11 protein-coding genes are annotated in these 12,477 nt (G+C 64.8%); all 11 read left to right on the top strand.

Annotated features, from left to right (window positions below):
- Positions 1 to 465 precede the first annotated feature (465 nt).
- Positions 466 to 1,743, top strand: coding sequence for a bifunctional 3,4-dihydroxy-2-butanone-4-phosphate synthase/GTP cyclohydrolase II (locus WB785_RS06155; protein ID WP_424077874.1), 1,278 nt, complete (start codon positions 466 to 468; stop codon positions 1,741 to 1,743).
- Positions 1,740 to 2,222 (top strand): 6,7-dimethyl-8-ribityllumazine synthase, encoded by a 483-nt coding sequence (gene ribH, locus WB785_RS06150; protein WP_424077873.1) that lies wholly within the window; start codon positions 1,740 to 1,742, stop codon positions 2,220 to 2,222. The genes WB785_RS06155 and ribH overlap by 4 nt, the downstream gene beginning before the upstream one ends.
- Positions 2,222 to 2,683, top strand: a complete 462-nt coding sequence (locus tag WB785_RS06145; protein WP_424077877.1) for a PH domain-containing protein — start codon at positions 2,222 to 2,224, stop codon at positions 2,681 to 2,683. Before ribH ends, WB785_RS06145 begins: the two co-directional genes overlap by 1 nt.
- 101 nt (positions 2,684 to 2,784) lie before the next feature.
- Positions 2,785 to 4,761: an excinuclease ABC subunit UvrC gene (gene uvrC, locus WB785_RS06140; RefSeq protein WP_424077872.1), complete on the top strand. Its 1,977-nt coding sequence runs from the start codon at positions 2,785 to 2,787 to the stop codon at positions 4,759 to 4,761.
- Positions 4,758 to 5,678, top strand: a complete 921-nt coding sequence (gene rapZ / locus WB785_RS06135) for an RNase adapter RapZ (RefSeq protein WP_424077871.1) — start codon at positions 4,758 to 4,760, stop codon at positions 5,676 to 5,678. Before uvrC ends, rapZ begins: the two co-directional genes overlap by 4 nt.
- Positions 5,675 to 6,751 (top strand): uridine diphosphate-N-acetylglucosamine-binding protein YvcK, encoded by a 1,077-nt coding sequence (gene yvcK, locus WB785_RS06130; RefSeq protein ID WP_424077870.1) that lies wholly within the window; start codon positions 5,675 to 5,677, stop codon positions 6,749 to 6,751. Before rapZ ends, yvcK begins: the two co-directional genes overlap by 4 nt.
- Positions 6,748 to 7,725 (top strand): DNA-binding protein WhiA, encoded by a 978-nt coding sequence (gene whiA, locus WB785_RS06125; protein ID WP_424077876.1) that lies wholly within the window; start codon positions 6,748 to 6,750, stop codon positions 7,723 to 7,725. Before yvcK ends, whiA begins: the two co-directional genes overlap by 4 nt.
- A 187-nt stretch (positions 7,726 to 7,912) precedes the next feature.
- Complete coding sequence (locus WB785_RS06120; protein WP_424077868.1) at positions 7,913 to 9,670, top strand: DUF3556 domain-containing protein; 1,758 nt, start codon at positions 7,913 to 7,915, stop codon at positions 9,668 to 9,670.
- Complete coding sequence (locus tag WB785_RS06115) at positions 9,667 to 11,085, top strand: phytoene desaturase family protein (protein ID WP_424077867.1); 1,419 nt, start codon at positions 9,667 to 9,669, stop codon at positions 11,083 to 11,085. The genes WB785_RS06120 and WB785_RS06115 overlap by 4 nt, the downstream gene beginning before the upstream one ends.
- A 75-nt stretch (positions 11,086 to 11,160) precedes the next feature.
- The gene (gene gap, locus WB785_RS06110) at positions 11,161 to 12,183 is read left to right on the top strand and encodes a type I glyceraldehyde-3-phosphate dehydrogenase (RefSeq protein WP_424077866.1); all 1,023 of its coding nucleotides are present in this window, start codon (positions 11,161 to 11,163) and stop codon (positions 12,181 to 12,183) included.
- A 2-nt stretch (positions 12,184 to 12,185) separates the two neighbouring features.
- Positions 12,186 to 12,477, top strand: a 292-nt coding sequence (gene pgk, locus WB785_RS06105) for a phosphoglycerate kinase (RefSeq protein ID WP_424077865.1), incomplete at its 3' end; no start/stop codon positions are given.

Raw genomic sequence — 12,477 nt, 5'->3', positions numbered from 1 at the left:
GCCCTGGCCGTGGAAGTTGCCCCGCGGCTGCCCGCCGGGAGCGGGCGGCGCGCCATGGTTACCGCCCGGGTTGGGTGGCGGTCCGGGATCGGCGCTGGCTGCACCCGCACCCATACCCAACGCCACGGCTCCAAGAGCGCCGGCGACGGCAAATCTCGTCATCAGTTGTTTCAAATTCACTGTCCTTCACCTGCCTACTTGGGTATTCAGCGGACATTTCCCCCTGACGCCTCGAACGCTAGATAGCTTGGCTATGAATCAGCTACGTGGCGCCTCTGCAAAACTTCTGGGCGGTCGTCGGCGTCAAGGAAACTTTGCATAGCTGCAGCTAGAACCGCTGCGCCCGGCGCGGTTGCGGGCAGCATCCCGCTCAGTAAGCCACGGCAATAACGCAGGCCGCCCCGTGGTTCATACTGGATGCAACACTTGAGCGCTTCAGGTGGGTTCTTTGACAAGGTGGCAGCGATGACGAGGTTGGACTCCGTCGAGCGTGCGGTTGCCGACATCGCGGCCGGCAAGGCGATCGTCGTCATCGACGACGAGGACCGGGAGAACGAGGGCGACCTCATTTTCGCAGCCGAGAAGGCCACCCCCGAGCTGGTCGCATTCATGGTGCGTTACACGTCGGGATATTTGTGCGTGCCGTTGGACGGTGCAATCTGCGATCGACTCGGCCTATTGCCGATGTACGCGGTCAATCAGGACAAGCATGGTACCGCCTACACCGTTACCGTAGACGCGAAAAATGGTGTAGGAACTGGTATCTCGGCTTCTGACCGCGCTACCACAATGCGGTTGCTGGCTGACCCAGGCAGTGTTGCCGATGAATTCACTAGGCCCGGACACGTAGTTCCGTTGCGCGCAAAGGATGGTGGCGTCTTGCGCCGCCCCGGCCACACCGAGGCCGCCGTCGACTTGGCCCGGATGGCGGGATTGTCGCCCGCGGGCGCGATCTGCGAAATCGTCAGCCAGAAGGATGAGGGCGCGATGGCGCAGACCGACGAATTGCGGGTCTTCGCCGACGAACACGATCTGGCACTGATCGCCATCGCCGACTTGATCGAGTATCGCCGCAAGCACGAGAAGCACATCGAGCGGATCGCCGAGGCCCGGATCCCGACCCGGCACGGCGAATTCCGGGCGGTTGGCTACACCAGCATCTACGAGGACGTCGAGCACGTCGCGCTGGTCCGGGGTGAGATCGCCGGGCCGAACTACGACGGCGACGACGTGCTGGTGCGGGTGCACTCCGAATGTCTGACCGGAGACGTGTTCGGATCACGCCGCTGTGACTGCGGGCCGCAGCTGGACGCCGCGATGGCGATGGTTGCGCGCGAAGGCCGCGGCGTGGTGCTCTATATGCGCGGCCACGAGGGCCGCGGCATCGGCCTGATGCACAAACTGCAGGCCTATCAGCTGCAGGACGCCGGCGACGACACCGTCGACGCCAACCTCAAACTCGGATTGCCCGCCGACGCAAGGGATTACGGGACCGGTGCGCAAATCCTGGTCGACCTCGGCGTTCGTTCGATGCGCCTGCTGACCAACAACCCCGCCAAACGGGTCGGGCTGGACGGGTACGGACTGCACATCATCGAGCGGGTGCCGCTGCCGGTACGCGCCAACGCCGAGAACATTCGGTACCTCATGACTAAACGTGACCGGATGGGCCACGACCTGATCGGACTCGACGACTACGACGAATCCGTCCATCTGCACGGCGAATTCGGGGGAGCTCTATGAGCGGAGGCGCCGGTGTGCCGGATATGCCGGCACACGACGCGTCCGGAGTGAGCCTGGCGATCGTCGCGAGCACCTGGCACACCGAGATCTGCGACTCGCTACTGGCCGGTGCCCGCAAGGTGGCCGGCGACTGGGGCGTGAAAGATCCGACAGTCGTCCGGGTGCTTGGTGCAATCGAGATTCCGGTGGTCGCCCAGGAATTGGCCCGCGGTCATGACGCCGTCGTCGCATTGGGCGTGGTAATCCGAGGGGCTACACCGCATTTCGACTACGTGTGCGATGCGGTTACGCAAGGATTGACCCGGGTCTCGCTGGATGAGTCGAAGCCGGTCGCCAACGGAGTACTGACCACCAACAGCGAAGAACAGGCGCGCGATCGGGCCGGCCTGCCGACGTCGGCGGAGGACAAGGGTGCTCAGGCGACGGCCGCGGCCCTGAGCACCGCGTTGACCCTGCGCGATTTGCACGAAAAGCCGTGATCGTCAAGCCGAACCAGGACAGCTGGGATGTGCAAGTTCGTCCACATCTGACACCGTATTTCGCGTACGGGGCGGCGTTTGTGATCGCCGCGGCGCACATCGTGGTGGGCTTGCTGCTCAAGATCAAGTCCAGCGGCGTGATCTTCCAGACCGCCGATCAAGTGGCGATGGCGGGGCTGGGCCTGGTGCTTGCCGGGCTGGTGCTGCTGTTCGCCCGACCACGGCTGCGGGTCGGGGCGGCCGGGCTGTCGGTGCGCAACCTGCTTGGCGAGCGCCTGGTGCCGTGGTCGAACGTGGTCGGGGTGTCGTTTCCCGTCGGTGCGCGCTGGGCGCGGATCGATCTGCCCGACGACGAGTACATCCCGTTGATGGCGATCCAGGCCGTCGACAAGGACCGCGCGGTGGACGCCATGGACACCGTGCGGACACTGCTGGCGCGATACCGCCCCGATCTGCGCTGAGCTAGTTACTGGCTGAGCGTGCGGCCAGCTTCACATTCGTCGCCGAGCGTGCGGCTAGCTTCACGCTCGCGGCGTCAGGATGCCGGACTAGCCTAGAAACCGTGCCTGATCCCGCGACCTACCGCCCCGCGCCCGGGTCGATCCCGGTCGAGCCCGGCGTATATCGATTTCGGGACCAGCACGGACGGGTGATCTACGTCGGCAAGGCCAAGAGCCTGCGCAGCCGGCTGACCTCCTACTTCGCCGACGTCGCGAGCCTGCATCCGCGAACCCGGCAGATGGTCACCACCGCGGCCAAGGTGGAGTGGACGGTGGTCAACACCGAGGTCGAGGCGCTGCAGCTGGAATACAACTGGATCAAGGAATTCGACCCCCGGTTCAATGTCCGCTACCGCGATGACAAGTCCTACCCTGTGCTGGCGGTCACCCTCAACGAGGAATTCCCGCGATTGATGGTCTATCGCGGACCACGTCGCAAAGGCGTGCGCTACTTCGGCCCGTATTCGCACGCCTGGGCCATCCGGGAGACCCTCGATTTGCTTACCCGCGTCTTCCCTGCGCGCACCTGCTCGGCCGGAGTATTCAAACGGCACAACCAAATCGACCGACCCTGCCTGCTCGGCTACATCGACAAGTGCTCGGCGCCGTGTGTCGGAAGGGTCAGCGCCGAGCAGCACCGGCAGATCGTGCTGGACTTCTGCGACTTTCTGTCCGGCAAGACCGACCGCTATGCGCGCAGCCTCGAGCAGCAGATGAATGCGGCATCCGAACAACTCGACTACGAACGCGCGGCCCGGCTTCGTGACGATCTCTCGGCGTTGAAGCGAGCTCTGGAGAAGCAGGCCGTGGTGCTCGGCGACGGCACCGACGCCGACGTAGTGGCATTCGCTGACGACGAGCTGGAAGCAGCTGTCCAGGTCTTCCATGTCCGCGGCGGCAGGGTGCGCGGCCAGCGTGGTTGGATCGTCGAAAAGCCTGGCGACCCCGGTGATTCCGGTGAGGCACGGCTGGTCGAGCAATTCTTGACTCAGTTCTACGCCGATCAGGCCGAACTCGACGGCGCCGCAGACGAATCCGCCAACCCAGTCCCGCGCGAAGTCCTGGTGCCCTGCCTGCCGTCCAATGCCGACGAGCTGACCACCTGGCTGTCAGGTCTACGCGGTTCGCGGGTGAGGCTGCGGGTGCCGCGCCGGGGCGACAAGAAGGCGTTGGCTGAAACCGTGCAGCGCAACGCCAAAGAGGCGCTGCAGCTGCACAAACTCAAGCGAGCCGGCGACTTCACCGCTAGATCTGCTGCGCTGCAGAATATTCAGGATGCGCTGGGTCTGGCCGACGCGCCGTTGCGGATCGAATGTGTGGATATCAGCCATGTCCAGGGCACCGACGTCGTCGGCTCGCTGGTGGTGTTCGAGGACGGGCTGCCGCGCAAATCCGATTACCGCCACTTCGCGATCCGGGAAGCGGCGGGCCGCGGTCGCTCCGACGACGTCGCGTCGATCGCCGAAGTGACTCGGCGCCGGTTCTACCGGCATCTACAAGACCAAGAGGATCCCAAAGTCTTGTCGCCGGAAGGGAAGTCGCGTCGATTCGCTTACCCGCCCAACTTATACGTCGTCGACGGCGGCGCTCCGCAGGTCAATGCCGCCAACGCCGTCCTGGAGGAATTGGGCATCACCGACGTCGCGGTGATCGGCCTGGCTAAGCGGTTGGAGGAGGTGTGGGTCCCATCGGAGCCGGACCCGATCATCTTGCCGCGCAACAGCGAGGGCCTGTACCTGCTGCAGCGAGTCCGCGACGAGGCGCACCGCTTTGCCATCAACTATCACCGCAGCAAACGGTCCAAGCGAATGACCGCCTCAGCGTTGGATGCGGTGCCCGGTTTGGGTGAGCATCGCCGCAAGGCGCTCGTGACCCACTTCGGATCACTGGCCCGCCTCAGAGACGCTACGGTCGACGAGATCATCTCCGTTCCGGGAATCGGGGTTGCGACGGCGACCGCGGTACTCGAAGCGCTGGGAGGTGGCGCCGCATCGGATGCGGCGGATCAGGGCGCGGTCGCCGAACGGGCATCGGGATGACGGAGCGCGAAGTGCAGAACGGCCCGACCGAAAATCATGCCGGCGCAACGGAATCGGGGATTGACGTGGTCCTGGTCACCGGCTTGTCCGGTGCCGGGCGTGGCACTGCGGCCAAGGTGCTGGAGGATCTTGGCTGGTATGTCGCTGATAATTTGCCCCCTCAGCTGATCACCCGGATGGTGGACTTCGGGCTGGCCGCGGGATCCCGGATCACGCAGCTCGCCGTGGTGATGGACGTGCGTTCGCGCGGGTTCACCGGTGATCTGGACTGGGTGCGCAACGACCTGGCCACCCGTGATATCACCCCTCGGGTGCTATTCATGGAGGCTTCCAATGACATGTTGGTGCGCCGCTACGAGCAGAATCGCCGCAGCCATCCGCTACAGGGCGAGCAGACCTTGGCCGAAGGCATCGCCGCTGAGCGCGAGATGCTGGCCCCGGTTCGCGCCACTGCTGACCTGATCATCGACACCTCAACGCTGTCGGTGCGCGAGCTGCGGGAAAGCATCGAACGGGCCTTCGGCGGCGAGACCGTCGCCAGTACCAGCGTCACCGTCGAGTCTTTCGGCTTCAAGTACGGTCTGCCGATGGACGCCGACATGGTGATGGATGTGCGATTCCTGCCTAATCCGCACTGGGTCGACGAGTTGCGTCCGCACACCGGTCAACATCCGGCGGTCCGTGATTACGTGCTTGGCCAGACGGGCGCGGCGGAGTTCCTGGAGACTTACCATCGATTGCTGACCCTGATTGTCGACGGCTATCGCAGGGAGGGAAAGCGCTATATGACCGTCGCGATCGGCTGTACCGGCGGCAAGCATCGCAGCGTGGCCATCGCCGAAGCGTTGGCGCGGCTGCTGGAGCCGAACGAGCAGCTGTCGGTGCGGGTATTGCACCGGGATCTGGGCCGCGAATGAGCCTGGAAAAAAACCGCAGCATTGTCGCCCTGGGCGGCGGACATGGTTTATATGCAACGCTGTCGGCGGCCCGGCGGCTCACCCCGCACGTCACCGCCGTCGTCACCGTCGCAGACGACGGCGGCTCGTCTGGCCGGCTGCGCAGCGAACTCGATGTAGTACCACCGGGCGATCTGCGAATGGCGCTGGCGGCGTTGGCATCTGACAGCCCGCAAGGTCGCCTGTGGGCGACGATCCTGCAGCACAGGTTCGGTGGCAGCGGCGCGCTCGCCGGACACCCGATCGGCAACTTGCTGCTCGCCGGGCTCAACGAATTGCTGACCGATCCAGTCGCCGCGCTCGACGAACTCGGCCGTGTCCTCGGCGTGCGAGGGAGGGTGCTGCCAATGTGCCCGATCGCGCTGCAGATCGAGGCCGACGTCTCCGGCCTGGAAACCGACCCGCGGATGTTCCGGTTGATCCGTGGGCAGGTGGCGATCGCCACCACGCCCGGAAAGGTTCGCCGCGTCCGGCTGCTGCCCGGCAACCCGCCGGCCACCCGACAAGCCGTCGACGCGATCTTGTCCGCCGATCTCGTCGTATTGGGGCCCGGATCATGGTTCACCAGCGTGATCCCGCACGTGCTGGTGCCCGAGCTGGCCGCGGCGCTGCAGGCGACCAAGGCCCGCCGCGCGTTGGTGCTCAATCTGGTGGCCGAACCGGGGGAGACGGCGGGCTTCTCCGTAGAGCGCCATTTGCATGTGCTGGCACAGCACGCCCCCGATTTCACCGTCCACGACGTGATTATCGACGCTGAGCGGGTGCCGAGTGAGCGCGAGCGTGAGCAGCTGCGACGTACCGCGACCCTGCTTCATGCGCAGGTTCGGTTCGCGGATGTGGCCCGGCCTGGTACACCTTTACATGACCCGGGCAAGTTGGCCGCGGCGCTGGACGGGGTGGGTGTGCGCAACATCGACTCGCAGCCACCTTCGGCGACGGCCACTACCGCGATGCCGATCGAACAAGAACGTCAACAGACCGGCGCCGAGGGACCGGGTCGTAACGGACCGAGGGGTGACGACGCGTGGCGATGACGGCCGAAGTCAAAGACGAGTTGAGCCGCCTGATGGTGAGTTCGGTGAGCGCGAGGCGAGCCGAAGTGACTTCACTGCTGCGATTCGCCGGCGGGCTGCACATCGTGGGCGGCCGCGTAGTCGTCGAAGCCGAGGTTGACTTGGGCAGCATCGCACGACGACTGCGCAAGGACATCTTCGACCTGTACGGTTACAACGCCGTCGTTCATGTGTTGTCGGCCAGCGGAATCCGCAAGACGACGCGGTACGTGTTGCGGGTCGCCAACGACGGTGAGGCGTTGGCTCGCCAGACCGGCTTGCTCGACTTGCGCGGCCGCCCGGTGCGGGGGTTACCCGCCCAGGTCGTCGGCGGCAGCATCACCGACGCCGAAGCCGCTTGGCGGGGCGCATTCTTGGCGCACGGTTCATTGACCGAGCCGGGCCGCTCATCGGCGCTCGAGGTCAGCTGTCCCGGCCCGGAAGCGGCGCTGGCCCTGGTCGGGGCGGCGCGCCGGCTCGGGATTAGCGCCAAAGCGCGGGAAGTGCGTGGAGCCGACCGCGTGGTGGTGCGCGACGGCGAGGCGATCGGGGCATTGCTGACCCGGATGGGCGCCCAGGACACCCGGTTGATCTGGGAGGAGCGGCGGATGCGCCGCGAGGTCCGGGCAACGGCCAATCGGCTGGCCAACTTCGACGACGCCAATCTTCGGCGCTCGGCTCGTGCCGCCGTGGCGGCGGCGGCCCGCGTCGAGCGTGCGCTGGAAATCCTTGGCGAGGGCGTGCCCGACCATCTTGCCGCGGCCGGCAAGCTGCGCATCGAACACCGCCAGGCTTCCTTGGAAGAGTTGGGCCGGCTGGCCGATCCACCGATGACGAAAGATGCTGTGGCCGGCCGTATTCGGCGTTTGCTGTCGATGGCTGACCGCAAGGCAAAAGTCGAAGGCATCCCGGACACCGAGTCAGCGGTGACCCCGGACCTGTTGGAAGACGCCTGAGTCGCACGGTCGTGCGTCGAAATCGACGTTTTGCAGGCCGCTTCTCGCACTTTGCCTGCAAAACGTGGATTTCGCGCCGCCAGCCGCTGCTTGGCGCCCGGATTGTGTCCGCAAGATCAACACGGTGACCTCGTGATGCCGATACATTATCCTCGCCAACTGGTTTCACACCCGGAGCGAGGCCATCATGGGATTCATACAACCGCAGCTTCCCGACGTCGATCCCGACAGCTGGCAGACCCTGTCGCGGGCAAACCGGTTGCAGATCGTGACCCGCCACTGGGTCGAGTACGGATTCGGCACCCCGTATGTGGCATACCTTTTTTACTTGGTCAAGATCGCGGCGTACATCGCTGCGGCAGTTGCAATTATCTCGCTGACCCCTGGCCTCGGCGGGCTCGGCCACATCGGGCAGTGGTGGACGCAGCCGATCGTGTACCAAAAGGTCGTCATCTTCACCCTGCTATTCGAGGTGCTTGGCCTGGGCTGCGGATCCGGCCCGCTCACTGGGCGGTTCACGCCACTGATCGGCGGATGCCTTTATTGGTTGCGGCCCAAGACAATTCGATTGCCGCCCTGGCCACAGCATATCCCGTTGACCGCTGGCGATACCCGCACTGTCGTCGATGTAGCGCTCTATGCCATCGTGCTGATCTCCGGTATTTGGGCGCTCCTGTCACCCGGTCAGGGAGGGCCCGTCACCCATGCCGGCGACGTCGGGTTGATCAACCCGGTGCTGGTGGTGCCGACAATCGTCGCGTTGGTGTTGGCGGGTTTGCGCGACAAAACCATCTTCCTGGCGGCGCGTGGCGAGCATTACTGGCTAACCCTGTTGGTCTTCTTCTTTCCGGTAACCGACCAGATCGCTGCCTTCAAGATCATCATGCTGGGGCTGTGGTGGGGAGCGGCGACCTCCAAACTCAATCACCACTTCCCGTATGTCGTTGCGGCAATGACGAGCAACAACGCGCTGCTTCGCAGCAGGGTGTTCAATCCGGTCAAGCGCATGCTCTACCGCGACCCGGTCAACGACTTGCGGCCTTCCTGGATTCCGAAGCTGATGGCCCACGTCGGCGGCACCACAGCAGAATTCATTGTGCCGTTCGTATTGGTGTTCGTTGCCGATGGTCACCCGTGGGCCTGGTACCTGATCGGGTTTATGGTGATCTTCCATTTCAATATCCTGTCCAATCTTCCAATGGGCGTTCCGTTGGAGTGGAATGTGTTCTTCATCTTTTCGCTGTTTTACCTGTTCGGGCACTACGGCACCATCCACGCCACAGACCTTAAGTCACCACTACTGCTGGCTATCCTGCTCGTCGGGCTGGCCGTCGTTCCGATCGTGGGAAACATCTTCCCGCAACAGATTTCGTTTCTCCCGGCAATGCGCTACTACGCCGGCAACTGGGCCAGCAGTGTCTGGTGCTTTCGGACCGGTGTGGAGGATAAGATCGAAGCTGACGTCATCAAAAGCTCCGCCCTCACCATCAAGCAAGCGATCAAGCTCTACGGTGCCGCGATTGCCGAAATGCAGATCGAGAAGGGAACGGCGTTTCGGTCCATGCATGTTCATGGCCGGGCGCTTAACGGCTTGCTGTCCCGCGCGATCGACAACGACGCCAATTACGCCATCCGCGAAGGAGAATTGGTCGCCGGGGCGCTTATCGGCTGGAACTTCGGCGAAGGCCATCTGCACAACGAACAGCTTGTGGAGGCCGTACAGCGGCGCTGCCAGTTCGACGAGGGCGATCTGCGGGTGATCATCCTTGAGGGCCAGCCGATTCACGTGCAGCGGCAGTGGTATCGCATCGTCGACGCGAAGACCGGCCTGCTCGAGGAAGGCTACGTCACGGTTAAGGACATGCTGGCCCGCCAACCCTGGCCGGAACTCGATGACGAGTTTCCGGTGCACGTGACGGCTGGCCATACCGCCGCTTCCTCGTGACGAACGCGGTGGTGGTGGGCGCCGGGCCCAACGGCTTGGCCGCCGCGATCCATTTGGCGCGCAACGGTTTCGACGTACAGGTGCTGGAAGCCGCGGACACCATCGGGGGAGGGGCGCGGTCAGGGGAGCTGACCGTGCCGGGCGTCATTCACGATCACTGCTCGGCGGCTCATCCGCTGGGTGTGGGGTCTCCGTTCTGGAAAGAGATCGACCTCCAACGCTATGGGCTGACGTGGAAGTGGGCGGAAGTCGACTGCGCGCACCCGCTCGCTGACGGCACCGCCGGTGTGCAATACCAATCGATTCAGCAAACCTCGGCCGGAATGGGCGCTGACAACCGCCGCTGGCGGCTCGCGTTTGGCGACTTGGCCGCGGGCTTCGACGAGTTGGGCCAGGATCTGTTGCGCCCGGTGCTTCACCTTCCACGCCATCCCATCCGGCTCGTCGCGTTTGGGCCGCGCGCGGCGTTGCCGGCCACATTGATCGCGCGGTGGTTTCGTACCGAGCAGGCGCGCGCTCTGTTCGGCGGCTGGGCCGCGCACGCGTTCACCCGGTTGGACCGGCCGCCGAGCGGAGCGATGGGCCTGATCTTTTTGGCTGGGGGCCACCGCTATGGCTCGCCGGTTGCCGAGGGCGGCTCGGGCTCGATTATCGCGGCCCTGGCAGCCGCGCTGCGCGCACACAGCGGTGCGATCACCACCGGCGTCACCGTTGCCAGCCGTAGCGATATTCCCGACGCCGACATCGTGATGCTGGATCTGAGCCCAGCCGCGGCCGCGCAGATCTACGGCGATGTCATGCCCGCGCGGATCAAGCGCGCTTATCAGCGCTACCGCCATGGCTCGTCGGCGTTCAAAGTCGATTTCGCCATCGAGGGCCAGATCCCGTGGACCAACCCGGACTGCCGTCGCGCGGGCACCGTTCATCTGGGCGGGACATTCGCCGAGATCGCGCACTCCGAACGGCAGCGAGCGGACGGCCGGATGTCGGAGCGGCCGTTCGTTCTCGTCGGTCAGCAATACCTGGCCGACCCGTCGCGATCGGCCGGCAACATCAACCCCATCTGGTCCTATGCGCATGTGCCGTTCGGCTACGCCGGCGACGCCACCGCAGCGATCGTCGACCAGATCGAGCGGTTCGCGCCCGGGTTCCGCGATCGCATCATCGCCACCGTCAGCAAGAGCACCGCGGACCTGCAGGCCTACAACCCGAACTACATCGGCGGCGACATCATCGGCGGCGCCAACGATCGGCTGCAGGCCGTGATCCGCCCCCGGATGGCTATCAATCCCTACTTCACCGGCGTGCCCGGCGTCTACCTGTGCTCGCAATCCACCCCGCCAGGTGGTGGTATCCACGGCCTGTGCGGCTACTACGCTGCCCAGTCGGTGTTGCGCCGCCACGGAGTGACCTGAACCACCGAATTCGCTCCGCATTCTTGCAGCTACTAGGCTGGCGGCGAGCAATCGTCAGGAATTAAGGAGAGACAAGTGACGGTCCGGGTAGGCATCAACGGCTTCGGTCGAATCGGACGCAACTTCTACCGGGCCCTGCTTGCGCAGCAGGCCGAGGGGGCCAGCACCGACGTCGAGCTGGTCGCGGTCAACGACCTGACCGACAACGCGGCATTGGCGCATCTGCTCAAGTTCGACTCGATCTTGGGCCGGCTGCCCTACGACGTCAGCCTGGAGGGCGACGACACCATCGTCGTCGGCAACACCAAGATCAAGTCGCTGGCGATCAAGGAGGGCCCGGCGGCACTGCCCTGGGGCGATCTGGGCGCCGACGTCGTCGTCGAGTCCACCGGCATTTTCACCAATGCCGCCAAGGCCAAAGGCCATCTGGACGCCGGTGCGAAGAAGGTGATCATCTCCGCGCCTGCCACCGACCCCGACATCACGATCGTGCTCGGCGTCAACGACGACAAGTACGACGGCAGCCAGAACATCATCTCCAACGCGTCGTGTACGACGAACTGCCTTGCGCCGCTTGCCAAAGTGCTGCACGACGAATTCGGCATCGTCAAGGGTCTGATGACCACGATCCACGCTTACACCCAGGACCAGAACCTCCAGGACGGGCCGCACTCGGATTTGCGCCGCGCCCGCGCTGCTGCGCTGAACATCGTCCCGACGTCGACCGGCGCCGCCAAGGCCATCGGCTTGGTGATGCCCGAGCTGAAGGGCAAGCTCGACGGCTACGCGCTGCGGGTGCCGATCCCGACCGGCTCGGTCACCGATCTGACCGCCGAGCTGTCCAAATCTGCCAGCGCCGACGAGATCAACTCGGCGTTCAAGGCCGCCGCCGAAGGCAAGCTCAAGGGGATCCTCAAGTACTACGACGCTCCGATCGTCTCCAGTGACATCGTCACCGACCCGCACAGCTCGATCTTCGACTCCGGGCTGACCAAGGTGATCGACAACCAAGCCAAGGTGGTGTCCTGGTACGACAACGAATGGGGCTACTCCAACCGGCTCGTCGATCTGGTCGCGCTGGTCGGCAAGTCGCTGTAGTCGTGAACCAAGCTTCTCTACCCACCCTTTCCGACCTTCTCGCACAAGGGGTTTCGGGTCGCGGTGTGCTGGTGCGCTCCGACCTTAACGTGCCGCTCGACGACGGCGCCATCACTGATTCCGGCCGCATTGCCGCTTCGGCGCCGACGCTGAAGGCGCTGGTCGATGCCGGCGCCAAGGTGGTGGTGACTGCGCATCTCGGGCGACCCAAAGGCGAACCTGATTTGACACTGTCGCTGGCGCCGGTCGCTGCGGCGCTTGGCGAGCAACTGGGCCAGGACGTGCAGTTGGGGG

Source organism: Mycobacterium sp., from assembly GCF_049585075.1.
Lineage (GTDB): Bacteria > Actinomycetota > Actinomycetes > Mycobacteriales > Mycobacteriaceae > Mycobacterium.
This window is presented reverse-complemented; position numbering and strand designations above follow the sequence as displayed.